We start from the raw sequence: 24,859 nt of genomic DNA, 5'->3' as shown, positions 1-24,859 counted from the left end.
TTTGTATTTTAAAAATTATTTCTCCACGCCTGGTGTTTGCTCTGCATGGAATGTCCAGTTTAGCTGTAAGGAATCACCCTGGAATTTATTTTGATCTTGGTCGTTGTCTTCAAATGAGAAGAGAACGTGTAAGTAATCCGTTTCACCAGATTTAATACCGTCTATTAAATTATAACGTTCTAGAGAAGTAGCGACATCTTCAGGTTTCATAGTTTTTAATTCGGATAGTTTTGTTTCCCACAAAATTTCATGATCATCGTTTGGATTAGATGGCTTTCCATCATTCACTAAAAATTTGACGATAATGTGATCACCTAAATCTTCACCATCATTATTTTTCTTTGCATCTGTAACTTCATAGGATGTTTCAAGTGCTACTTTTGCAATATCCAATGTTCCTTTGTTTTCAAGCTTGAAATTTCTTTCAATAAAATCGCCTGGTTTTAAATCTTTCACATTAACAATTACACTTGGGTTAATAGAAAGGTCTAACGTACCAGCTTGAAATGAATTACTCGATGTTTCGGAGTCGCTGAAATAGGCGAATACACCACCAAATGTAAGTGATAAGCCAAGGGAAGCGGTGACAACTCCCATTCCTACTTTTTGTTTCAATGACATAAGAAAGCCCCCTAGTTTGATTTTTTATTAAACTTTCGCAAAGTAAACACAGTATTCTAGTATGAATTATATTTACGAAAGTTCGATGTTCTTTATTGAGAACAAGTATATGCTTATGAATTTTACATTTCAAGAAACTTTGTGACAAAAAATGTTGAGAAACGTTATTTTATGACAGATTATTTTGGTTGTAATTTATGTGGAAAATAGCGTGAAAAACAGGGAGAAACTAATAAAATAAATATTGAGCAACAATGAAAGGCGAGAAATAGTAAGAGGAAATGAAGCGTTTGCAATGAATATTCGTCAAAATTCGATATTTTATATGGTAAATATGAATATTTTAAGCCAAATTTAAGAAAAATACGTATATTTTTAAAAAAATAACAAGGATATTTCAGTTTTTCGCAGAAATGATAAAGAGTAAAAAAATTCTGTCATCTTAGTGAGGTGAACATATTGGATGTAATAAATTGTGAAGAAGTGAAACGAGATGAGTTTCATACAGAAAAGTACTATGACAGTTATAACATCTTTGGGGCACATATTGTGACGGAAGATGGCATGCGAGGTGTACGATTCACAGTATGGGCTCCTCATGAGAAAGCAATGAGTGTTGTTGGAGATTTTAATGAATGGGATTATGAGCAACATAAGATGCTACAAGTGACAGAAGATGGGATTTGGTCCTTGTTTGTACCGCATATTGCAGAGAATGAGATATACAAGTATGCGATTGAAACGATGGACGGTGCCGTTATTTTAAAAGCAGATCCTTACGCAGTATATGCAGAAGTAAGACCAAATACGGCATCTGTAGTTTTTGATATAGAGGGATATGAATGGAATGATAAAAACTGGATTCGTAAGAGAAAGAAAAAATCGATTTATAAAGAAGCGATGACAGTTTATGAATTACATTTCGGTTCTTGGAAAAAGAAAGAAGATGGCGCTCTGTATTCTTACAGAGAAATGGCCGAGGAGCTTATTCCTTATGTGGTGGAACATCAATTTACACATATTGAAATTATGCCGCTTGTTGAGCATCCATATGATCGTTCTTGGGGATATCAAGGAACAGGATATTATGCAGCGACAAGTAGATTCGGCACGCCACATGATTTGATGTATTTTGTCGATGAATGTCATAAATATGGAATCGGTGTCATTTTAGATTGGGTGCCGGGGCATTTTTGTAAAGATGCTCACGGTTTATATTTGTTTGATGGGACACCGACTTATGAATATAAAGATATAGATGTACAAGAAAACCTGGTATGGGGAACTGTTAATTTTGATTTAGGGAAGAGAGAAGTACGTAATTTCTTAATTTCAAATGCATTATTTTGGATGAGGTATTTCCATATTGATGGTTTCAGGGTAGATGCAGTTGCGAATATGCTGTACTGGAATAAAGAAGGAAAAGAGCAAAGCAATGAACACGCTGTTTCTTTCTTACGAGAGTTAAATGAAGCTGTGTTTGCAGAAGATGAAGAATTTCTTATGACAGCAGAAGATTCAACAGCTTGGCCGCTTGTAACAGCTCCAACATACGAGGGTGGACTTGGATTCAATTATAAATGGAATATGGGTTGGATGAATGACGTGCTGAAATATATGGAATGTGCACCAGAGTACCGGAAATACATTCATGAGAAAATGACATTCTCTTTATTATATGCTCACTCTGAAAACTTCATATTGCCGCTTTCTCATGATGAAGTCGTTCATGGGAAAAAGTCGTTATTAAATAAAATGCCGGGAGATTACTGGGATAAGTTTGCTCAGCTTCGTTTATTATATGGATATTTCTTTACTCATCCAGGTAAAAAATTACTCTTTATGGGTGGAGAATTTGGCCAATTTGATGAGTGGAAAGATCTTGAAGATTTAGATTGGAATTTACATGATTTTGAAATGCATCGTAATATGCATGATTACTTTAAAGAGCTCATAGCATTGTATAAGCGCTCAAAACCACTTTGGCAGTTAGATCACTCGCCTGAAGGATTTCAGTGGATTGATGCTAATAATAAAGAGCAAAGTATTTTCTCGTTTATCCGCCAAGGGGATAAGCAGGAAGATGCGTTAGTTGTCGTATGTAATTTTACGAAAGCTACATATGAAAACTATAAAGTAGGTGTACCAGATTTCGAGTATTATAACGAGATTTTAAACAGTGATGCTGAGCAATATGGCGGATCGGGGCAAGTGAATAAGAAACGTCTCAAGACGATTCTAGAGCCATATCATAATCAAGCAGCACATGTAGAAATTACAATTCCACCATTTGGCGTATCCATATTACGACCAGTGAAGACGAGAAAGGGGAGCAAAAAACAAGATGGCTCAAAAACAAAAGTGCGTAGCAATGTTACTAGCAGGGGGAAAAGGTAGTCGTTTAAGTGCATTAACAAAAAATTTAGCTAAGCCAGCTGTTCCATTTGGTGGTAAATATCGCATTATTGATTTTACGTTAAGTAACTGCGCAAACTCCGGTATTGAAACGGTGGGGATTTTAACACAATATCAACCACTCGAACTTCATAATTATATCGGAATCGGCAATGCTTGGGATTTAGACCGAGTAAACGGTGGAGTCACAGTATTACCTCCTTATGCGGAGTCTTCAGGTGTGAAGTGGTACACAGGTACGGCAAGTGCCATTTATCAAAACTTAAACTATTTAAGTCAGTATGAACCAGAGTATGTCCTTATTTTATCAGGAGATCATATTTATAAAATGGATTACAGTAAAATGCTAGATTACCATGTTGAAAAAGAAGCGGACGTTTCAATTTCTGTTATTGAAGTGCCTTGGGATGAAGCGAGTCGCTTTGGCATTATGAATACAAATGAAGAGATGGAGATTGTTGAGTTTGAAGAGAAACCGCAATTTCCAAGAAGTAATCTTGCATCAATGGGAATCTATATTTTTAACTGGGCAATTTTGAAAGAGTATTTAGAAATGGATGCAAGAAATCCTGAATCTAGTAATGATTTCGGAAAAGATGTACTTCCGCTTTTATTAGATGAAGGGAAAAAGTTGATGGCGTATCCGTTTGAAGGATATTGGAAAGATGTTGGAACGGTGAAAAGCTTATGGGAAGCGAATATGGATTTACTTCGTGATGAAACATCGTTGAACTTGAACGATCGTAATTGGCGCATTTATTCTGTGAATCCAAATGAGCCACCTCAATATATTGCAGAACAGGCAAAAGTAGAAGAATCGCTTATTAATGAAGGATGCATCATTGAAGGGGACGTGAAGCATTCTGTGTTATTCCAAGGAGTAACGGTGGAAGAAGGTAGTATGGTTATTGATTCCGTCGTTATGCCAGGGGCAAAGATTGGAAAAAATGTTGTGATTGAAAGAGCGATCGTTGGATCGGAAATGGTTATTGAAGATGGAACAATCATTCGTCCAGAAAAAAATGTTGACGATGTAGTATTAATTGCTGAAGGGAAATAGAAAAGGGGGATGAAATGAATGGGAGAAAAAATGTTAGGAATTATTAATGCAACGGGAAGTTTTCCTTCCTTAAAGAAAGTAACAGGGCATCGTTCATTAGCGGCGTTACCGTTTGGGGGCCGTTACCGACTCATTGATTTCATGCTTTCAAATATGGTGAATTCTAATATTCATAGCGTAGCGGTTTTTACAAGTCATAAAAATCGTTCTTTAATGGATCATGTAGGTTCAGGGAAACAGTGGGATTTAGATAGAAAACGAGACGGACTGTTTTTATTCCCACCAAATTGCCAATGTGACCAAGATGAGTTTGGGTCTTTTGCACATTTTAGAAGGCATATTGATTATTTTCTAAGAAGCAGAGAAGAATACGTTGTTATTACGAATAGCCATCTCGTAACGGCATTAAATTTTCAAGCAGTGTTAGAGCGACATATACATACGTCAGCTGATATTACCGAGGTTTGTCATGAAGGCATTTCGCTTCAAACATATGTGTTAAAGAAACAATTATTGTTAGATTTATTTGAGACATATAAAGATGTGGAGCAATACAGTTTATTTGATGTAGTGAGAGAAAAGCGCGGAAAATCACTACATATCGCTACGTACGAGCATACAGGATATGTAGCTATTATTGATTCGATTGAAAGTTACTATAAACATAGCTTAGAAATTTTGCAACCTTCTATTTGGAAGCAATTATTTAAGAAAGAAGCACCAATCTTTACGAAAGTAAAAGATGAGCCACCAACTCGTTACATGAAGGGTGCAGTAGTGAAAAATACGATGATTGCAAACGGCAGTATTATTGAAGGTGAAGTGGAAAATAGTGTTGTCTCCCGTTCTGTTAAAATTGGAAAGGGTTCAATTGTTCGTAATAGTATTATTATGCAAAAGAGCCAAATTGGAGATAATTGTATAATAGACGGTGTTATTATTGATAAAGATGTGAAACTTGGCGATGGCGTAGTGTTAAAAGGAAGTGCTGATGAGCCATATGTTGTAGAAAAAGGAAGCGTACAAAACAGTACGATTAATAGTTATTCTTAAAATCAGTGGAGGGATACCCTCCACTGATTAAAGTTTTAATTTAAACGAAAACTCGAAGGGAGGAAGCTGCAAGAGGAGTAATAAAAACTTTTCGTGCAGTGGGACAACAAGTGAATATTTTATTTGCAGTATCAGAATGTGTACCGTTTGTGAAATCGGGAGGTCTAGCTGATGTAGCAGGAGCGCTCCCAAAAGAATTAAAAAAATTAGGAGTAAATGTTCGCATTATACTTCCGAACTACAGTCTTATCCCGAAAGAGCTAAGAGAAGGATGTACGCTACATAAAGTAATTAACGTCCCTCTTGGATGGAGAAACCAATATTGCGGGATTTTAAAAGGTGAGCAGGATGGGATTACGTATTACTTAATAGATAATGAATATTATTTTAAGAGAGATTCTCTATATGGTCATTATGATGATGGGGAGCGTTTTTCTTATTTTTCAAAAGCAGTTTTAGAGTGTATTCCGCATCTTGATTTCGAAGTAGATGTTCTTCATAGCCATGATTGGCATACAGCTATGGTTAATTTCTTGCTTCGTGAAAAGTATCAAGATAACCCGTTATATGAGCATATTAAAACGGTATATACGATTCATAACTTGCAGTTCCAAGGTGTATTTCCTCCTGAAGTGATGTACGACTTACTGGAGCTTGGTCATGAATATTTTCATAGTGAACAGCTTGAGTTTTATGGAAACGTGAACTTTATGAAAGGCGGTATTATCGCATCTGACCAAATTACAGCGGTTAGCCCGACATATAAAGAAGAGATTCAATATGAGTTTTTCGGTGAGAAGTTAGATGGATTGTTACGAAAGAATAACGATAAGCTTAGTGGCATTGTAAATGGAATTGATACGAGCGTATATAATCCAGAAACAGATTCGTATATTACTGCTCAGTATAGTGCAGAGTCATTAGATGGAAAGAATGAAAATAAACGTGCATTGCAGCGTTATTTTGGTTTGCCAGAAAAAGAAGATACGCCAGTTATTTCGATGGTAACACGATTAACGAAGCAAAAGGGGCTTGATCTAGTACGTACTGTATTCCGCGAAATAATGGAAGAAGATGTACAATGTATTATTTTAGGGTCAGGCGATTCTGAATACGAGCAGTTCTTTGAATGGATGGCATACGAATATCCAGAAAAGGTAAAAGTATATATCGGATTTAATGAAGAGTTAGCGCACCAAGTATATGCGGGAAGCGATTTGTTTTTAATGCCATCGCTGTTTGAACCGTGTGGCCTTGGACAACTTATTGCACTAGCATATGGCACGATTCCAATTGTAAGAGAAACAGGTGGATTAAATGATACTGTACATTCTTATGATGAAGAAACTGGAATTGGAAATGGCTTTAGCTTTACGAACTTTAATGCACATGACATGTTACATACGGTTCTTCGTGCAATTGAGTTTTATCAAGATAAACCGGTATGGGATAGGCTTGTAAAGCAAGCGATGACTGAAGATTATAGCTGGGGGAAATCGGCTCTTGCGTACAAGAAATTGTATAAAAGTCTCATGGAATAACATTGAGGTGGTGAATAAATGTTTACTCATGTTGAAAGCTTCAAATCCGCTTTTCTAGAAAAATTAGAAACGATGTATGGGAAAAGTTTCAAAGATTCTACAACTCGTGATCAGTATAATACGCTCGGTCATATGGTACGTGAGTATATGAATAGTCAATGGATTGCAACGAATGAAAGTTATCGGTCTGGAGACCAAAAGCAAATGTATTACTTATCCATTGAATTTTTACTTGGGCGTTTGCTTGGAAGTAACATATTAAACTTAGGTATCAGGGATGTATGTGAAAAGGGGCTTTCTGAACTTGGGATTTCTTTGCACGAGTTAGAAGAGGTTGAAGCAGATGCAGGACTTGGAAATGGTGGACTTGGACGATTAGCAGCCTGTTTTCTCGACTCGCTTGCTTCTTTAAACTTACCAGGACATGGCTGTGGTATTCGTTATAAGCATGGCCTGTTTGATCAAAAAATTGTTGATGGCTATCAAGTAGAATTTCCAGAACAGTGGCTTCTTCATGAAAATGTTTGGGAAGTAAGAAGGTATGATCAAGCTGTAGAAGTAAGTTATTTTGGAAACGTTGAACCGCTAGAAATTGATGGACGTTTAGAGTTCAGGCATACAAATGCAGAAGTTATTATGGCAGTACCATACGACGTACCAGTTGTAGGGTATGAAACAAGTACTGTAAATACGCTTAGACTTTGGAATGCGGAGCCAGTTCCTTTCCCGCAAAATTGTAAAGATATTTTGAAATATAAGCGTGAAACAGAGGCTGTATCGGAGTTTTTATATCCAGATGATACGCATGATGAGGGGAAAATACTTCGTTTGAAACAACAGTATTTCCTCGTATCAGCAAGTTTGCAAAATATCGTTCGTATGCATAAGGAGAGACACGGTAGTCTTCGTCAGTTACATGAAAAAATCGCGATTCATATAAACGATACACATCCGGTTCTAGCAATTCCAGAACTTATGCGTATTTTATTAGACGAAGAAAAATTGACATGGGAAGAAGCTTGGCACGTAACAACGCAGACGATTTCCTATACGAATCATACGACGTTATCAGAAGCGCTTGAGAAATGGCCAATTCACATTTTTAAACCGTTATTACCGAGAATTTATATGATTATTGAAGAAATTAATGAACGTTTCTGTCATGAGCTTTGGGACCGTTATCCGTACGATTGGAAGCGTATTGAGGACATGGCCATTATTGCGCATGACCTTGTGAAAATGGCTCATTTAGCGATTGTTGGTAGCCATAGCGTTAATGGTGTAGCGAAAATCCATACAGAAATTTTAAAGCAGCGTGAAATGCGATTGTTCTATGAATTTTATCCAGATAAGTTTAATAATAAAACGAATGGAATTGCTCATAGGCGCTGGCTAATGAAGGCGAATCCGCAACTGACGGATCTTATTTCGGAAGCGATTGGAACAGAGTGGAAGAAGGAACCGATTAAGCTTCAAGCGCTGCAAACATTTCAACACGATGCTAGTTTCCAAGAAAAGCTTGCAGGGGTAAAACAAGAGCGTAAGATTATTTTAGCGGAGCGCATTCATAATAAAATGGGGATCATGATTGGTCCAAATTCTATTTTTGATGTGCAAGTGAAAAGACTACATGCCTATAAACGACAATTATTAAATGTTCTTCATATTTTATACTTGTATAACCGTTTAAAAGAGGATACTAGTTTTTCATTTTACCCACGTACTTTTATTTTTGGAGCGAAAGCATCACCTGGCTATTATTATGCGAAAAAAATTATTAAATTAATAAATGAGCTTGCAAAAAAAGTAAATAACGATCCGTACGTAAGTCAGTTTATGAAAGTTATCTTTCTAGAAAACTACCGAGTTTCTTTAGCTGAAGATATATTCCCGGCGGCAGATGTAAGTGAACAAATTTCAACTGCGAGTAAAGAAGCATCGGGAACAGGTAACATGAAATTCATGATGAATGGTGCAATCACACTCGGAACGTTAGATGGAGCTAATATTGAAATAAAAGACCGGGTCGGTGATGATGCCTGCTTTATTTTTGGCTTAACGGCAGATGAGGTTCTTCATTATTATCAAAATGGTGGATATCGTGCAAGTGATTATTATCACCATAATATGCACATTAAAAAAGTAGTAGATCAGTTAACGAATGGTTTCTTTGCACAGTCGGGAGCTGAATTTGAAGCGATTTATGATTCTCTCGTTATTCAAAACGATGAATACTTCGTTCTTCGAGATTTTAGCCCATATGCTGAAAGACAAGAAGCTGTCGGTAGGGCCTATGAAAATAGGCGGAAATGGCTGGAAATGTCAATTTTGAACATTGCACAATCTGGGCATTTTGCGAGTGATCGAACAATTTTGCAGTACAGTAATGAAATTTGGGGAATTGGTAATACTGTTAAACTGTTTTAGATAAAAGCCTCTTTTGAAGGGGCCTTTATTTATTCACTTTTAAAACAGGAATATGATTGCTTAGAAAAGTAAAACGAGCTTAATGAGATTAAGCTCGTTTTACTTATTTTGCTTAAGAAAGAAATGGGATAGCGGTATATATTATACCCGTTCCATCATATTCTCCTGTCGCAAAGTATGAAAATGTAAAGAAACCTGTAACCGTAAAAAGTGCAATAAGAAAAAGTGCAAAGATAAATTTTAACATGTAAGGTCCCCTCATCCAAAAGTAATTTCATATATTATTATAGTATGAGGATATTTAATTTCCAATTGTTTACTGGTTAAAAATGAGAAGTCAGACATGTTTTGTATGTTGTAATGGAATGATTATTTATAATGGATTTTGTATTTTTCGTAAATGTCATGTTGTGATGAACGTGTGCATATTCCCAATCACGATCATTAAAATTTATGTTTCGGGGAGGGAGAAGTGGAACGACATCGAATAAGTTGACGAAACGAAAGCTACTAGCTACTTGCAGTTTATAATAATTTCGAAAGGTGATATCTCCAACTTTTGGAGAGGCAAATGTATAAAGACCGTACTGTGAGAAGGCAGTATTTATACGTGCATCTAGTATGTGTAATGTAGCGAGTGCCCCTCCTAAGCTATGACCTGTTGCAAGAAGTTTTTTATGGGCTGGTAATGATACGAGCATATCCATAATAGAATCTCGGCAAGATTCATAAATGGAAAGGAAGCCGTTATGGACATTTCCACTATTTAAAGCGTATGGGTATGGTCTTTGGTTGACGAGTGAATCGATAATCCAGTCTGTATCTGTTTGTGTACCCCTAAAAGCTACAATAATTGTATCTTCAGATTCTAATATGAATCCAAACCATTCCATTGTTTGAATCACTTTTCCTTGAAAGCCTTGTACATATTGGAATCCATCAGGTATTTCAAAAATTCCATTTTGTTTATATTGTTCATACGTTAGATCGCAGCAAGATGCTAACAGTATGGCAGTATCTTTATCAAAGGATAAAGGAGTACGCATCAAGAAAGCCCTCCTTAAGAAAAGGTATAGTTCAATATATGCAGTGAGGGACTTGATTCATTCTTTTTGAAAAAAGGCTTGAACCTACAGTTACGTGAGGGAGTATGATTTTTGTAAACATATTGTTAGGAGGAGTGTAGGATGAGCAAAAAGAAAGGTTATTCAATTGGTGAGTTTTCAAAGAGAACAGGCACATCAATACGGACACTACAATATTACGATGAAATTGGATTGCTTAAACCTGAAAAAAATATGAGTTCAGGACACCGTGTATATAAAGATAGAGATATATTAGCATTCCAAAAAATAGTGAGTCTTAAAGTATTAGGATATAGTTTAGAAGAAATTCGTGTCATGCTCAATGTGAAAAATTTGAATATAAGTTTAAAAGAAACATTGCAAAACCAAAGAGAAGCTTTTGAAGAAAAGAAAAAACAAATTGAAGTTTCGATAAAAGCGATTGAAAGAACGATAATATGTCTTGAAGAAGAAGAGCAGGTAGATAGTAGCATATTAATGAGTCTAATTAACAGTATCCAAAAAGAAAACGAACAACGCTTATGGCTGGAAGAATATATACCGAAGGAACTGGTTGATGGATTATATAATAAGCCTGAAGAAGAGATGGTAGCGCTAGATAAAGAGTTTGTGCGCTTATCAAAAGAAGTAAAAAGGCTATTTGGAAAACATGTTGATGATCCAGAAGTACAAACGCTTGTCGATCAGCATATGAAGGCAACCCTTAAGTATGTCGGAGAAGAAACGATGTATTCTTTAAGTGAAGAAGTAGATGATATAGAAGAACAATATAATAAGATGATGCCCTCTCCTTATACAGAGGAAGAAGAGTTATGGCTTAATGAAGCAATGGAATGTTATATGGTTAAAAATGGTTTGTATAGTCCACCTAAATAAAAAAGCCGATTTCTATCTCAAGGAATCGACTTTTTTAGTTCATTAAGTAAGAGGTTTGAAAAAATAGCCTGTATATATTTGAACAATGAATAACTTACCTATTTTCTTGTGTTTGTTTGCATCATATACAGAAAATTAGGGGAAATGTAACATGTTATTTATCTGTTTGTTTTTGCTTCTTTTTCAAATACTCCGCACGCAATTTTTCAAGTTGCTGCTTTTTATCAAATTTGGCAGGCGTCTGTTTTTCATGAAACTTTGCCACAGCTACCTGACTTTTGTAATCCAATTGATATTTTCCCACTTTGTTCACCTACTTTTCTTGTCTTTAAAGAGAATCTATTCAACAAATATAATATACCTTATTTTACTGAAGTAAACCTTATTAATTTATTTGTTGCAAAGTCTTTTTACTACTTTTTAAAAAAAATCTACATCCCCAATATTTTTTTCAAAAAAATCCCCCTTGTTATTAATTTTTCTACTTATATCTATCTTGATCCAAATATTACCTTATCAAACTACCCTGCCCCGTTAGTTTAAGGCAGATTTCATCTAAATAATGCGGGGTGAACCAAAATGGAGAAAAAACGAGGACAGTATTATGTCTGGAGATATTATCTAATCTCATGGACTGATGATTCGGAAAATTTATTTCGGAATTCTTCACCTAGTATGCGTAACTTCTCAACCAACGTGTTGTTGTTGTTGTTGTTGTTTGTACACGAAAATTAAAACACCCTTTCATGCAGTACTATGAAAGGGCGCTTTAATTTTATTCGTTCTCTTAAGTTGATGGCTATGGCCCTAGAAGGACACTATCTATTCTTTCCCATCTAAAAGGCGACCAAGTCCGCCTAAAACGCTGCCTTCACCGCTACTTTGAGCTGCTGGGCTTGTAAGGCGTGCTGCTAAGCGACTAAGTGTTAAAGACTGAATCCAAACAGTTCCAGGACCTTCTAATGTTGCGAAGAATAAACCTTCACCGCCAAATAGAGCTGTTTTTACTTTTCCAACGAATTCAACATCATAGTTAACGTCTTTTGTCATTGCAACGAGACAACCTGTATCAATGCGAAGTTTTTCACCAGGTTTCAATTCACGTTTATATACTGTTCCACCTGCGTGCATGAAAGCAAGTCCGTCACCTTCAAGTTTCTGCATGATGAAACCTTCACCACCGAAGAAACCAGTTCCAATTTTCTTTGTAAACTCGATTCCGATAGAAACACCTTTTGCAGCACAAAGAAAGGCGTCTTTTTGACAAACGACTTTTCCTTGATACTCTGTTAAATCAACAGGAATAATTTTTCCTGGATACGGAGCGGCGAATGATACGTGGCGTTTGCCATGACCTGTATTTGTGAATACAGTCATAAACATGCTTTCACCTGTAACGAGACGTTTACCAGCGCCCATTAATTTTCCAAATAAGCCGCCAGATGGTCCTGAACCATCGCCGAAGATTGTTTCCATTTCAATATGATCTTCCATCATCATCATTGCGCCAGCTTCAGCAATAACACTTTCTTCTGGGTCCAATTCAATTTCAACGAACTGCATATCATCGCCATATAATTTATATTCGATTTCATGTGCCTTCATTTTCTTCACCTCAATGTAATAGATAATCATTATTGTACAGAATTTAACGAGATTAGAAAACTGCAGTTTTGTTAATTTTCAAATAAAAGTAAAATAGAATAGGAATTTATGGTTATACTAGGATTATAAAAAACGCTGGAGTGAAAGTGTTCTCATTTGACGTTTTGGATTGAGCGTGATATAGTGAAGTCACTATTGAGCTACATAATGTGGTACGGAAATAAAGCACGTTGAATTAAAGGCTGTAAGCTTGTTATACATTCATGTCCTTTATATCCACCTTTTCATGTGGATTCATAGTTTCATTTTTATTTAGGAGGTACATGACATGCAAACAGGTAAAGTTAAATGGTTTAACGGCGAAAAAGGTTTCGGTTTCATCGAAGTTGAAGGCGGAGAAGACGTATTCGTACATTTCTCAGCTATTCAAGGCGAAGGATTCAAAACTTTAGAAGAAGGTCAAGAAGTTTCTTTCGAAATCGTTGAAGGCAACCGCGGACCACAAGCAGCTAACGTTACAAAAAACTAATTAGCTAATGATAAAAAGCATTCCGAATTTCGGAATGCTTTTTTTATTCTTTGGAGCTAGATTCATTTGAAGATAATTCACCTTTAAAAGTACGTTCTTCAAAGTCATCAAGCATTTGCTCATATTCTTCATGTTCCTCTGTAGCGAAAACTTGTGGATTTTTACCATACATATCCGTACCAATAAAGTTTTCAAAATCCTCAACGAAGCCTACATTCTCTTCACTATTTACGTACATGCCATTATAGTTTTTGGAATCCTGTCTTTCTAAATCAGATGGAGTTTCAGACGTTCCGTAATTTGCGACGTCTTGCCATGCATCTTCAGCATCGTACTCTACAGAATGATCTTCGTCGTGCTTATGAAACGAAGGAGCCAACACCTCTTCTTCAACTGGTCGCGTGTTCATATCCAATTTATTTGTAGTGTGCTGTATACACGTTGTAGCAGTCGGCATCGCTTCTAATCTTTCGAACGGAATTTCCTCACCAGACACTTCGCAAATACCGTACGTACCAGCCTCAATTTTTTGTAGGGCATGTTTCGTATCTTCTAGTTGTTTATGCCAAAATTCGATGAGCCCGAAATCTTTCTCACGTTCGTACAATTCTGTAGCCATATCACCTGGATGGTTGTCATAGCTAGACAATTCTCCCACTGAATCACGTTCAGAAGCACGATCTGTATTCTCATGAGTTTGTATTGTTTGTTCAACTTCTTGCTGTTGTTTTTCTAAAATAGATTTAAATTGATTTATTTGCTGTGGAGTTAACATAGTCGTCCACCTTCCTACAATTCAGTTTCTTTACATAGTATGAGCGTTGAGAGTAGGAATTATGAGCTGAAATTGGTATATGAAAAAGGAGCCGCGTCAGCAGCTCCTTTCTAAAGGAAATATCCAAGTAATAATCCGATTCCCATTAGGAGACCGAAAATTGTATTTGTTTTTGCTGTTGCAATCATAGCAGGTACCATTTCCATTGGAATGCTTTTGCCGATAAAGCCTTTCGTCGCTTTAAATGCTTTCGGTGCACTTAAAAATACGATAAGCATCCATGGTGATACGATGCCCACGATAATTAAAGCAATTGTCCAAATATAGGAAACGATGAACATAGAAGCAAGTACACCAACGGCTCTTTCACGTCCAACGAGAATTGCTAACGTTTTACGACCGTTTTCTTTATCGCCATCCAAGTCACGAATGTTATTAGCTAGTAAAATGGCACCAATTAAAATGGAGCTAGGAATAGATAGTAAAATGACTTCTGATGTTACAGTTCCAGTTTGAATAAAGAATGAAATCCCAATAATAATGACACCCATAAATAATCCGGCTGTTAATTCTCCAAATGGTGTATATGCAATTGGAAGTGGGCCACCTGTATAAAGGTAAGCAACGGCCATACAAACAAGACCGATTGCAGCAAGCCACCAGCTAGAATTCATACAAATATAAACGCCTAATAGTATTGCGATGCCGAAAAATCCAAATGCTAAGTTAAGTACTGTTTTAGGCTGAATGCCATCGCGAACGATAGCGCCGCCGATACCAACTGAACCTTCGTGATCGAGTCCTCTTTTATAATCAAAGTATTCATTAAACATGTTTGTTGCTGCTTGAATGAGAAGACAAGCAAGAAGCATTATAAGGAAAAGAGGGAGATGTATTTGATTTATACCTCCGACCTGCATCGCATACGCTGTTCCGATGAAAACAGGAACGAAAGCTGCTGTTAATGTATGGGGACGTAATAAACTCCACCAAATGCGCCAGCCTGTTTGTTTACTTGGCTTTGGCGCCGTAGGAGAGGAATTCGTTTCGACGTTCATTTCCATGTTGAATCCTCCTTAGGTCACATATTGTACACAATTAAGTGTAGAAAAAGCATCATTTAGTGTCAACGTTTATTTTCTAGGAAGAGAAGGTGAATTTCTCAGAAATGCTAAACGTTGACAGGCCTTTCGTTTGAGGTGTATCTTAAAATCAAGCGTAATTATGACTATTTTTCGCCCATAGGGGGGAGACAATTGTGATTCAAACGAAACAAAAAGGCTTACAAGAAGTTTTTGTTGCAGCCATTAAGCGTGCGACTGATGAAAAAATATTAGTTAGTTTTGCAAAACAAATAGAATGGATGGATCCACTTCTGTTTTATGCAGCAGGAAAAAGGATTGCATTCGAAAATAGATGTTATTTTGCAGACCCAGCTCAGCATGTAATATTTGCTGGAATTGGCTCTGTTTTCACTATAGCAAACTCTTCTCACAAACGCTTTCAAACTGCTGGTGACGAGTGGGATAAAGTAAAAGAGAAAGCATTTGTACAAAGAGAAGGATACGAATTTGGAACAGGCCCTCTTTTATTTGGTGGATTTTCATTTGACCAAGAAAAAGAAAAAACAGATCTTTGGAAAGAATTTGAGGATACCACATTTTCACTACCAGCATTTTTATTAACTGTAAAAAATGAAAAAGCGTGGTTAACCATTAATAAGTTCGTTTCAGCTGAAGATTGTGCAGAAACTCTTTCTAACGAAATTATTTCTTTAGAAGAGAGAATTTTACAAGAGAGTAAATGTGCACTAGAAGGAGACAAACTAACAACTACTTCGAAAGTAGAAGTTGATCCGAAGGGCTGGATGAATGCGATTGGAAAAGTGCAGGATGAAATGAAGCAAGGGAACGTGCAGAAGGTTGTATTAGCAAGGGAGCTAAAATTGACGATGGATCAGCATATTGATTCCGCTCTTGTTTTAGAAGCGCTTCGCATTGGGCAACCGGATTGTTACGTATTTTCTTTTGATTATAAAGGAGCATGCTTCTTAGGGGCGACACCTGAGCGATTGATTCGAAAAGAAGGCGAGAAGTTTACATCGATGTGCCTTGCGGGTTCAATTGGTCATGGTAATTCTATAGAAGAAAGTAAACAAAATGGTGAGACGCTTCTTCATGATGAAAAGAATTTGGCTGAACACGGTTATGTAGTTAATATGATTCGAGGTGTGCTAAGTGAGCATTGTGAATCTGTTAATATTCCGGAGAGCCCAGGCTTATTAACAACGAAAAACTTAATCCATTTATATACACCAGTAGAAGCGAAAGGTGATACAAGTCTTTTAGCGATGGTAGAAGAATTGCATCCAACGCCAGCTCTTGGTGGTACACCTCGTCATGAGGCATTGAAATTGATCCGTGATGTAGAGCTTTTGGATAGAGGATTGTATGGTGCACCAATTGGCTTTATAGATGATGAAGGAAATGGTGAATTTGCGGTTGCACTTCGCTGCGGATTATTAAATGGCGAGAAAGCATCCTTATTTGCCGGCTGCGGTATCGTAATTGATTCAGTAGCGCAGCTTGAATATGAAGAAACAAGTTTGAAGTTTAGACCGATGCTTGGTGCTTTGGAGGAATTAATGAAATGAACAATCATATAGAAGCATTATCATATTATTTAGGCGCGTTCGTGGATGAACTGACGCGTCTAAATGTATGTGATGTTGTCATTAGTCCTGGCTCACGGTCAACGCCGATTGCCTTACTAATGGAACAACATGAAGGAATGAAAACATATTTACATGTAGACGAAAGATCAGCAGGATTTTTTGCGCTTGGTATTGCAAAAGCAAAAAAACGACCTGTTGCACTATTATGTACGTCAGGAACGGCAGCGGCGAACTATTATCCAGCTGTATGTGAAGCTTTTCATTCAAGAGTGCCGCTTATCGTCTTAACGGCAGATAGACCGCATGAATTAAGAGATGTTGGTGCACCACAAGCGATGAATCAATTCAATTTATACGGTACATTTGTGAAGCAATTTACAGAGATGGCACTTCCAGAAGCGAGTGAAGCGATGTATCATTATGCCCGCATGACGACGCAGCGCACGATAGCAAGTGCACTTCTAGCGCCGCAAGGACCTGTTCATCTTAATTTTCCAGTTCGTGAGCCGCTTATTCCAGATTTCTCATTAGAAAGTTTATGGGATAAAGGACGCGGGGAATATACAGGAGTAGTTCAGCAAGGGAACGTGATGATGCCGAGTGAATATGTAGATTCTCTTGTAGGGCGCCTTTCACATATGGAAAAGGGGCTTATTATTTGTGGAGATGATAGTCATTCGGAAATCGCAGCGTTTGCGGCAGAACTAGCTGAAAAAACGGGATATCCAATATTAGCGGATCCACTTTCTAACATTCGTAGCGGACACCACGATAAAGCGATGGTAATCGACTGTTACGATACATTTTTACGAAATGAATTGTTAAAAGAAACGTGGAAGCCAGAAGTTATGATTCGCTTTGGTGGTATGCCTGTTTCGAAAGCATTAACACAGTTCATTAAAAAACAGACGAAAGCCGTTCATATCGTTGTTGAAGAATCTGGCCAATGGAGAGACCCAGCTCTCGTTGCGACAGAAGTTGTACAGGCAAGTGATATTGCATTTTGCAGGGCACTAATAGAAAAAATACCAGCTATGAAAAAGAATGATTGGTTCGGAATGTGGCAACATATAAACGAAAAAACGAAGGAAACGCTTCGTGAAATGGAAACATATGAAACTGCATTTGAAGGGAAAGTTATTACGGATATCGTCCACGTATTACCAGAAGGGGCAACATTATTTGCGAGTAATAGTATGCCAATTCGTGATACAGATTCATTCTTCTTCACATCGGATAAAAATATTCAAGTGATGGCAAACCGTGGTGTAAACGGGATTGATGGAATCATTTCAACAGCTTTAGGAGCGAGTATTATTTGCGATCCGCTCGTATTAGTTATTGGTGATTTATCATTTTATCACGATTTAAACGGATTATTAGCTGCAAAATTACATGAATTAAATATAACGATTGTCGTTGTAAACAATGATGGTGGCGGTATTTTCTCATTCTTACCACAATATGAGAAAAAAGAACATTTCGAATCATTATTTGGAACGCCAATTGGACTTGATTACGAGCATGTTGTCAAAATGTACGGCGGTTCATTTAGCCGTGTAAATGGTTGGGAGCAATTCCGAGAAGAGGTACAAAAGGGAACAACGACGGCAGGTTTACACGTTGTAGAAATTTGTACGAACCGTGATGAAAACTTAACATTACACCGTACATTATGGGCAAAAACGCAGGACGTTATCACTACATCTTTGCAAGGTGAATCAAAATGAACGTAACGCTGCAAGGTGTATCGTATGAATATGAAGTAGTCGGAAGCGGGGAACCACTTCTACTTCTTCATGGTTTTACGGGAAGCATGGAAACGTGGCGATCTTTTATTCCTTCTTGGAGTGAGCAGTTTCAAGTCATTCTAGTAGACATTGTTGGACACGGGAAAACGGAAAGTCCTGAAGATGTGACGCATTACGATATTCAAAATGTGGCACTGCAAATGAAGGAACTACTGAGTCATCTTCATATTGAAAAAGCGCACATACTTGGCTATTCAATGGGCGGTAGGCTGGCGATTACGATGGCATGCCTATATCCAGAGTATGTACATTCTCTTTTATTAGAAAATTGTACAGCTGGGCTCAAAAGTGAAGATGAGCGGGAAGAACGTTGTGAAAAAGATGAGCGACTAGCTCATAAAATTGAGCGAGAAGGCATTAAAAGCTTTGTATCAATGTGGGAAAATATTCTGCTGTTTGAAACGCAAAAAAGTTTAGCAAAAAACGTACAAGAAGCAGTGCGAAAAGAACGACTTGCTAATAAGCCAAAAGGGCTTGCAAATAGCTTACGCGGCATGGGAACAGGGACTCAGCCTTCATGGTGGAACGAGCTGCAAAACTTAAAAATGCCTGTTCTTTTAATGAATGGAGAGCATGATAAAAAGTTCTTTTGCATATTAAAAAACATTGAAAAATGCATCCCTCATGCGAAATTTGTCAAAATTGATGGCGCTGGTCATGCAATTCATGTGGAACAACCGGAAAAGTTTGATACAATAGTAAAGGGATTTCTAAAAACTATGCAGTGATGCTTTTTTCATCTAAGAAGGAAGTTGCACTTATAGAGGAGATCAGAAATATACAAGGAGGTAATAGTAATGGCTATTGAATGGGTAACAGAAGGCGATTACGAAGATATTATTTATTCAACATACAATGGTATCGCAAAGATTTCGATTAACCGCCCTGAAGTACATAACGCATTCCGTCCAAAAACGGTAATGGAGTTAATCAATGCTTTTGCACACGCTCGTGATGATGCAAATGTTGGCGTTATCATTTTAACAGGTGAAGGTGGACGTGCATTCTGTTCTGGCGGCGACCAAAAAGTTCGCGGTCATGGTGGATATGTAGGTGATGACCAAATCCCTCGTTTAAACGTATTAGACTTACAACGTCTAATTCGCGCAATTCCTAAACCAGTTATCGCAATGGTAGCAGGTTATGCAATCGGTGGTGGACACGTACTTCATATCGTATGTGACTTAACAATCGCTGCAGACAACGCTGTATTCGGACAAACAGGTCCTAAAGTAGGAAGCTTTGACGGTGGATACGGAGCTGGTTACTTAGCTCGTATGGTAGGTCACAAGAAAGCTCGCGAAATTTGGTACCTATGCCGTCAATACAATGCACAGGAAGCGCTTGACATGGGCTTAGTAAACACAGTAGTACCATTAGAAGAACTTGAAGCAGAAACAGTACAATGGGCACAAGAAATTTTAGCAAACAGCCCAATGGCACTTCGTTTCCTAAAAGCTGCATTCAACGCAGACACAGACGGTCTAGCTGGTATTCAACAACTAGCTGGAGACGCAACGTTATTGTACTACACAACTGACGAAGCAAAAGAAGGCCGCGACGCGTTCAAAGAAAAACGCAGTCCCGACTTCGGTCAATTCCCTCGTTTCCCTTGATCAAAAGCGGAAGCGGCTTGCTTAGAACAAGAGGGCGTTGGAACTCCTGACGTAGAGGCGCAGTTAGATGAGATCAAACCGGAAACAAAACAACTAAGAGACTTGATGTCATATCAAGTCTCTTTCTTTCATGAAAGGAGAATGAATGATGGAGACGATGCCTAATTGGTTAATGCAACGTGCATTTTTAACACCTGATCGTACTGCAATTGAAATTGAAGAGGAGAAGGTTACTTTCGTGCAGCTGCATGAAAAAGTAGTATCTGTTTGTGAACAGCTTTCACACGTTGGAGTGAAGCAGGGGCAAAAGGTGGCTGTTCTGATGAAAAATGGTATGGAGATGATTTCAGTTATTCACGCCCTATCTTACGTAGGTGCAGTAGCTGTGCTTTTAAATACGCGTCTTTCAAGAGAAGAGCTACTTTGGCAAATGGATGATGCTGAAGTTGTTTGTTTAGTGACGGATCAAGATTTTGAGGCTAAGGGTGTTCCTGTCTATTCGTTCACTGAAGTGATGAATGGGCCAAAGGCAGAAGCCTCTATACAAGAAGAATTCTCTTTAGAAGAAGCGATGACAATTATTTATACGTCTGGGACGACAGGGAAACCGAAAGGCGTTATTTTAACGTACGGCAATCACTGGGCAAGTGCAGTCGGTTCTTCGCTTAACTTAGGGCTTCGCGATGATGATTGTTGGTTAGCTTGTATGCCGATGTTCCACGTTGGCGGGCTATCTCTTTTAATGAAAAATATTATGTACGGAATGCGCATTTTACTCGTTCCGAAATATGATGCCGATTTTATTCATAAAGCACTTCAAACGAGAGGCGTAACGATTATTTCAGTCGTATCAAAAATGTTAACTGATTTATTAGAGAGACTTGGAGAAGGAACATATCCATCTTCTTTACGATGCATGTTACTTGGCGGAGGACCAGCGCCGAAACCGTTATTAGAAACGTGTGTAGATAAAGGAATCCCTGTGTATCAAACGTACGGTATGACAGAAACATCATCACAAATTTGTACGTTATCCGCAGATTACATGTTAACGAAAGTAGGATCAGCTGGAAAACCACTATTTCAATGTCAACTTCGTATTGAAAAAGATGGCGTCATAGTGCCGCCGTTTGGGGAAGGCGAAATCGTAGTAAAAGGACCAAACGTAACAGGCGGTTACTTTAACCGTGAAGATGCGACGCGCGAAACAATTCAAAACGGATGGCTTCATACTGGTGACCTCGGTTATTTAGATGAAGAAGGATTTTTATACGTATTAGATCGCCGCAGTGATTTAATTATTTCTGGCGGAGAGAATATATATCCGGCTCAAATTGAAGAAGTGTTGCTCTCTCATCCGGCGGTAGCAGAGGCTGGTGTTGTCGGTATGAAGGACAAACGTTGGGGGCAAGTACCAGCTGCTTTTGTTGTGAAAAGTGGAGAGGTAACAGAAGAAGAAATTCTTCATTTTTGCGAGGAGAAATTAGCGAAATATAAAGTACCGAAGAAAGCGTGCTTCTTAGAGGAATTACCACGAAATGCTTCGAAAAAATTGTTAAGACGAGAGTTAAGACAATTAGTGGAGGAGATGTAAGTGGAGATAAAAAAAGCGACACTTCATATAACGGAAATGCCACTCGTAATCCCGTTTGCTGCGAGCTACGGGACTTACGAAAAGCGTGAGAGTATCGTCATTGAATTAGAAGATACAGACGGGCACATTGGATTTGGCGAAGTCGTTGCATTCTCTGAGCCATGGTATACGGAAGAAACAGTGAAGACAGCGCTGCATGTGCTACAGGATTTTTTAATACCGGATTTATTAAAGGTGGAGATTTCTCATCCGAATGAAATACCTGGTTTGTTCCAGCATATAAAGAGAAACCGAATGGCAAAGGCCGGAATTGAAGGTGCTGTTTGGGATTTATATGCGAAGCGACAAAAGAAGTCATTAGCGACATTGCTTGGTGGAACGAAGTCTGAAATTGAGGTCGGCGTTGTGATCGGGATCAATAAGATTCCGGTTATGCTAAAACAAATCGAGAAGTATGCGGAAGAAGGATACGAGCGTTTTAAAGTGAAAATAAAGCCAGATCATGATTACGAATTACTGAAAGAAATTCGCAAAGAGTTTCCGAACATCCCATTAATGGCTGATGCGAATTCAGCTTATACATTAGCGGATACAGAGAAATTGAAACGATTAGATGAATTTCAATTAATGATGATTGAGCAACCGTTAGCGGATTACGATTTTCTTGATCATGCACAACTACAAAAGAAAATTGAGACACCGATTTGTTTAGACGAAAGCATCCATAGTTTAGAAGACGCGCGTGTTGCGATTACACTTGGCAGTTGCCAAATCGTTAACATTAAACCAGGGCGAGTGGGCGGATTAACAGAATCCATTCAAATTCATGATTACTGCATGGAGCATAATATACCCGTGTGGTGCGGCGGTATGGTAGAGATGGGGATTTCACGAGCGCAAAATGTTGCTCTCGCCTCATTGCCGAACTTTACGATTCCTGGCGATATATCTGCCTCTAGTAGACATTGGGAGAACGATATTATTTCACCGGAAGTGATGCTTGAAGGCGGGAAAGTAATGGTTCCGCAAAGCGTTGATGCTGAGTATGAGGTGGATCGCGGGAGACTAGCAGAAATCACGAAACAGCGGATTGTTTTGGAGCGGTAGGCTGAGTCTTTAAAATAGCGGGCGAATTTCGTCGTTGATTGTCGGTAAGTCGATATATTTCAATAATCGCTGATATAATTCGAGTTACGGTCGATATAATTGAGAAATCGCCGATATAATTCAAGTTGCGGTCGATATATTTAGAAAATCGCCGATATAATTTTATTTACCAAGGTTACTCTAACGGGTAACCTTTTCGTATTGTACAAATTGGATAGACTAGTTTACAATCGATCGTATAAAAAGGGGGAGTAAAATGAAGCGCATTTCAATTTTAATAGTGGATGATGAGGCAGAAATTGCTGATTTAATTGAGATACATTTAGAAAAAGAAGGGTACCACGTTGTGAAGGCAGCGGATGGGGAAGAGGCCGTTCATATTATTGAAACGCAGCCAATCGACTTAGTGGTTTTAGATATTATGATGCCAAAAATGGATGGGTATGAAGTGACGCGTCAAATTCGCGTGAAGCATCATATGCCAATCATTTTTTTAAGCGCGAAAACATCTGATTTTGATAAGGTGACAGGTCTTGTATTAGGTGCAGATGATTATATGACGAAACCTTTTACACCGATTGAATTAGTCGCACGTGTAAATGCACAATTACGCCGATTTCTTACGTTAAATCAGCCGAAAGTAGCAGAGAATAAATCTGCTTTAGAGGTAGGGGGAGTCGTTATTGATCCTGAGCGAAGAACAGTGAACGTGTATGGAGAGCAAATTGAGTTAACACCGAAAGAGTTTGATATTTTATATTTATTAGCGAGTCATCCGAAGAAAGTGTACAATGTGGAAAATATTTTTCAGCAAGTATGGGCAGATGATTATTATGAAAGCGGAAATACAGTTATGGTACATATTCGCACATTGCGGAAAAAACTTGGGGAAGATAAAAGAAAGGATAAGTTAATAAAAACAGTGTGGGGAGTAGGGTATACTTTCAATGGCTAAAAAGATGAGAAGTTTTCGCTCGAAGATGGTTATGCTATTTTCGTTAAGTATGATATTAGCTGCTGGCATAACGTATTTCATTTATGAAGGATTAAGGATTTATTATAAATTAGTCGTTCGCTATGAGGATCCGTTAGCTCAATTTCGTTCCATGGTAAGACAAATTGGAGATGTTAATTTCTTTTTAATTATTTTCATCCCTCTGTCCATTATGTTTTTCTTCTTTCTTACTAGGCCTTATGTAAAATATTTTGATGAGATTTCAAATGGAATTCATCATTTGGCGAACGGCGATTTTACAAATCAAGTGCGCGTTTCATCAAATGATGAGTTTGGATATATCGCAAGCGAAATGAATGTAGCGAGTGAGAAATTAAAGGAAGCAGTGGAGCGAGGAGACTTCGCGGAAAGTAGTAAGGACCAGCTTATTGTTAACTTAGCTCACGATTTAAGAACGCCGTTAACATCCGTTTTAGGTTATTTAGATTTAATTCTTAAAGATGAGAATTTGACGAAGGAACAAATTAAACATTTTTCCACAATTGCTTTTACGAAATCCGAAAGACTGGAAAGTTTGATTGATGAATTATTTGAAATTACGAGAATGAATTATGGGATGTTGCAGCTTGAAAAAAGACCAATTGATATAAGTGAATTGATCATACAGTTAGATGAGGAGTTGTATCCGTTATTAGAAAAAAAGGATTTGGAGGCGAGATTGAATATGGATCCTCATTTACCTATTAACGGTGACGGGAAATTATTAGCTCGAGTATTTGAAAATCTTTTAACGAATGCGATTCGCTATGGGTATGATGGAAAGTTTGTTGATGTGAACGGATATATTGAGAGTGAAGAGGTAGTTGTACAAGTTATTAATTACGGAGATAGCATTCCAGAAGAAGATTTACCGTATCTTTTTGATATGTTTTATACAGGTGATAAGGCAAGATCAGAGCAGCAAGGTGGTACAGGCCTTGGGCTATTTATTGCGAAAAATATTGTTGAACAGCATGATGGGAAGATTTCGGCTGAAAGTAATGTAGTTAGAACAATATTTGAAGTGCGATTGCCAAAAGACGAGAATGTAACAATTTAATAAAAATTTAAACTTT

General features: G+C 37.8%; 22 protein-coding genes. 15 read left to right on the top strand and 7 right to left on the bottom strand.

Annotated elements, in window-relative coordinates; genetic code table 11:
- Positions 1–15 precede the first annotated feature (15 nt).
- Positions 16–621 carry a TasA family protein gene (locus ACP6L7_RS21270; RefSeq protein WP_430529376.1) on the bottom strand — a complete coding sequence of 202 codons (606 nt, stop codon included), beginning with the start codon at positions 619–621 and terminating at the stop codon, positions 16–18.
- 459 nt (positions 622–1,080) lie between these two features.
- Here ACP6L7_RS21270 and glgB point away from each other — a divergent pair, with 459 nt between their 5' ends.
- From glgB to glgP, 5 genes are all read left to right on the top strand, one after another.
- A complete protein-coding gene (gene glgB, locus ACP6L7_RS21265) occupies positions 1,081–3,018 on the top strand; it encodes a 1,4-alpha-glucan branching protein GlgB (protein WP_430529375.1) in 1,938 nt (645 codons plus the stop codon).
- The gene (glgC, locus tag ACP6L7_RS21260; RefSeq protein WP_050000918.1) at positions 2,966–4,096 is read left to right on the top strand and encodes a glucose-1-phosphate adenylyltransferase; all 1,131 of its coding nucleotides are present in this window, start codon (positions 2,966–2,968) and stop codon (positions 4,094–4,096) included. The genes glgB and glgC overlap by 53 nt, the downstream gene beginning before the upstream one ends.
- Positions 4,097–4,114: 18 nt before the next feature.
- Positions 4,115–5,149: a glucose-1-phosphate adenylyltransferase subunit GlgD gene (gene glgD, locus ACP6L7_RS21255; protein ID WP_097829511.1), complete on the top strand. Its 1,035-nt coding sequence runs from the start codon at positions 4,115–4,117 to the stop codon at positions 5,147–5,149.
- A gap of 110 nt (positions 5,150–5,259) precedes the next feature.
- Positions 5,260–6,690: a glycogen synthase GlgA gene (gene glgA, locus ACP6L7_RS21250; protein WP_097829626.1), complete on the top strand. Its 1,431-nt coding sequence runs from the start codon at positions 5,260–5,262 to the stop codon at positions 6,688–6,690.
- 18 nt (positions 6,691–6,708) lie between these two features.
- Positions 6,709–9,117: a glycogen phosphorylase gene (gene glgP, locus ACP6L7_RS21245; RefSeq protein WP_430529374.1), complete on the top strand. Its 2,409-nt coding sequence runs from the start codon at positions 6,709–6,711 to the stop codon at positions 9,115–9,117.
- Between the two features lie 112 nt (positions 9,118–9,229).
- Here the strand turns inward: glgP and ACP6L7_RS21240 are convergent, their stop codons facing one another.
- Both ACP6L7_RS21240 and ACP6L7_RS21235 read right to left on the bottom strand, forming a co-directional pair.
- Positions 9,230–9,364 (bottom strand): hypothetical protein, encoded by a 135-nt coding sequence (locus tag ACP6L7_RS21240; protein WP_097829513.1) that lies wholly within the window; start codon positions 9,362–9,364, stop codon positions 9,230–9,232.
- A gap of 76 nt (positions 9,365–9,440) precedes the next feature.
- The gene (locus ACP6L7_RS21235; protein WP_097829514.1) at positions 9,441–10,163 is read right to left on the bottom strand and encodes a lipase family protein; all 723 of its coding nucleotides are present in this window, start codon (positions 10,161–10,163) and stop codon (positions 9,441–9,443) included.
- A 141-nt stretch (positions 10,164–10,304) separates the two neighbouring features.
- Here ACP6L7_RS21235 and ACP6L7_RS21230 point away from each other — a divergent pair, with 141 nt between their 5' ends.
- Positions 10,305–11,078: a MerR family transcriptional regulator gene (locus ACP6L7_RS21230; RefSeq protein ID WP_098361807.1), complete on the top strand. Its 774-nt coding sequence runs from the start codon at positions 10,305–10,307 to the stop codon at positions 11,076–11,078.
- Positions 11,079–11,232: 154 nt separating this feature from the next.
- Here ACP6L7_RS21230 and ACP6L7_RS21225 read toward each other — a convergent pair whose 3' ends face one another.
- Both ACP6L7_RS21225 and ACP6L7_RS21220 read right to left on the bottom strand, forming a co-directional pair.
- On the bottom strand, positions 11,233–11,382 hold the full coding sequence (locus ACP6L7_RS21225; RefSeq protein ID WP_000521653.1) for a hypothetical protein: 150 nt from the start codon (positions 11,380–11,382) through the stop codon (positions 11,233–11,235).
- A 518-nt stretch (positions 11,383–11,900) separates the two neighbouring features.
- Positions 11,901–12,683 (bottom strand): TIGR00266 family protein, encoded by a 783-nt coding sequence (locus ACP6L7_RS21220; RefSeq protein ID WP_071770416.1) that lies wholly within the window; start codon positions 12,681–12,683, stop codon positions 11,901–11,903.
- Positions 12,684–13,011: 328 nt separating this feature from the next.
- Here ACP6L7_RS21220 and cspD point away from each other — a divergent pair, with 328 nt between their 5' ends.
- The gene (gene cspD, locus ACP6L7_RS21215) at positions 13,012–13,212 is read left to right on the top strand and encodes a cold-shock protein CspD (RefSeq protein ID WP_001193053.1); all 201 of its coding nucleotides are present in this window, start codon (positions 13,012–13,014) and stop codon (positions 13,210–13,212) included.
- A 43-nt stretch (positions 13,213–13,255) separates the two neighbouring features.
- On the opposite strand, the gene ACP6L7_RS21210 is transcribed toward cspD, so the two are convergent.
- Both ACP6L7_RS21210 and ACP6L7_RS21205 read right to left on the bottom strand, forming a co-directional pair.
- Positions 13,256–13,987 carry a yteA family sporulation protein gene (locus ACP6L7_RS21210; RefSeq protein ID WP_000957359.1) on the bottom strand — a complete coding sequence of 244 codons (732 nt, stop codon included), beginning with the start codon at positions 13,985–13,987 and terminating at the stop codon, positions 13,256–13,258.
- 110 nt (positions 13,988–14,097) lie between these two features.
- On the bottom strand, positions 14,098–15,051 hold the full coding sequence (locus ACP6L7_RS21205; RefSeq protein ID WP_000425740.1) for a 1,4-dihydroxy-2-naphthoate polyprenyltransferase: 954 nt from the start codon (positions 15,049–15,051) through the stop codon (positions 14,098–14,100).
- 194 nt (positions 15,052–15,245) lie between these two features.
- Here ACP6L7_RS21205 and ACP6L7_RS21200 point away from each other — a divergent pair, with 194 nt between their 5' ends.
- The 8 genes from ACP6L7_RS21200 (at position 15,246) to ACP6L7_RS21165 (ending at position 24,843) form a co-directional block, all read left to right on the top strand.
- Positions 15,246–16,640, top strand: a complete 1,395-nt coding sequence (locus tag ACP6L7_RS21200; protein WP_097829516.1) for an isochorismate synthase — start codon at positions 15,246–15,248, stop codon at positions 16,638–16,640.
- Complete coding sequence (menD, locus tag ACP6L7_RS21195) at positions 16,637–18,391, top strand: 2-succinyl-5-enolpyruvyl-6-hydroxy-3-cyclohexene-1-carboxylic-acid synthase (protein ID WP_097829517.1); 1,755 nt, start codon at positions 16,637–16,639, stop codon at positions 18,389–18,391. Before ACP6L7_RS21200 ends, menD begins: the two co-directional genes overlap by 4 nt.
- Positions 18,388–19,200, top strand: coding sequence for a 2-succinyl-6-hydroxy-2,4-cyclohexadiene-1-carboxylate synthase (gene menH / locus ACP6L7_RS21190; RefSeq protein ID WP_430529373.1), 813 nt, complete (start codon positions 18,388–18,390; stop codon positions 19,198–19,200). Before menD ends, menH begins: the two co-directional genes overlap by 4 nt.
- 69 nt (positions 19,201–19,269) lie before the next feature.
- Entirely contained in the window at positions 19,270–20,088 is an 819-nt protein-coding gene (gene menB, locus ACP6L7_RS21185; RefSeq protein WP_097829519.1) for a 1,4-dihydroxy-2-naphthoyl-CoA synthase, read from the top strand.
- 148 nt (positions 20,089–20,236) lie between these two features.
- A complete protein-coding gene (locus ACP6L7_RS21180) occupies positions 20,237–21,682 on the top strand; it encodes an o-succinylbenzoate--CoA ligase (RefSeq protein WP_430529372.1) in 1,446 nt (481 codons plus the stop codon).
- Complete coding sequence (menC, locus tag ACP6L7_RS21175; protein WP_430529371.1) at positions 21,683–22,789, top strand: o-succinylbenzoate synthase; 1,107 nt, start codon at positions 21,683–21,685, stop codon at positions 22,787–22,789.
- A gap of 256 nt (positions 22,790–23,045) precedes the next feature.
- Positions 23,046–23,744, top strand: coding sequence for a response regulator transcription factor (locus tag ACP6L7_RS21170; RefSeq protein ID WP_097829522.1), 699 nt, complete (start codon positions 23,046–23,048; stop codon positions 23,742–23,744).
- A complete protein-coding gene (locus ACP6L7_RS21165) occupies positions 23,737–24,843 on the top strand; it encodes a sensor histidine kinase (RefSeq protein WP_097829523.1) in 1,107 nt (368 codons plus the stop codon). The genes ACP6L7_RS21170 and ACP6L7_RS21165 overlap by 8 nt, the downstream gene beginning before the upstream one ends.
- Positions 24,844–24,859 lie beyond the last annotated feature (16 nt).

Source organism: Bacillus silvicola (genome assembly GCF_050524305.1).
In the GTDB taxonomy this organism is placed as follows: domain Bacteria; phylum Bacillota; class Bacilli; order Bacillales; family Bacillaceae_G; genus Bacillus_A; species Bacillus_A cereus_AT.
This window is presented reverse-complemented; position numbering and strand designations above follow the sequence as displayed.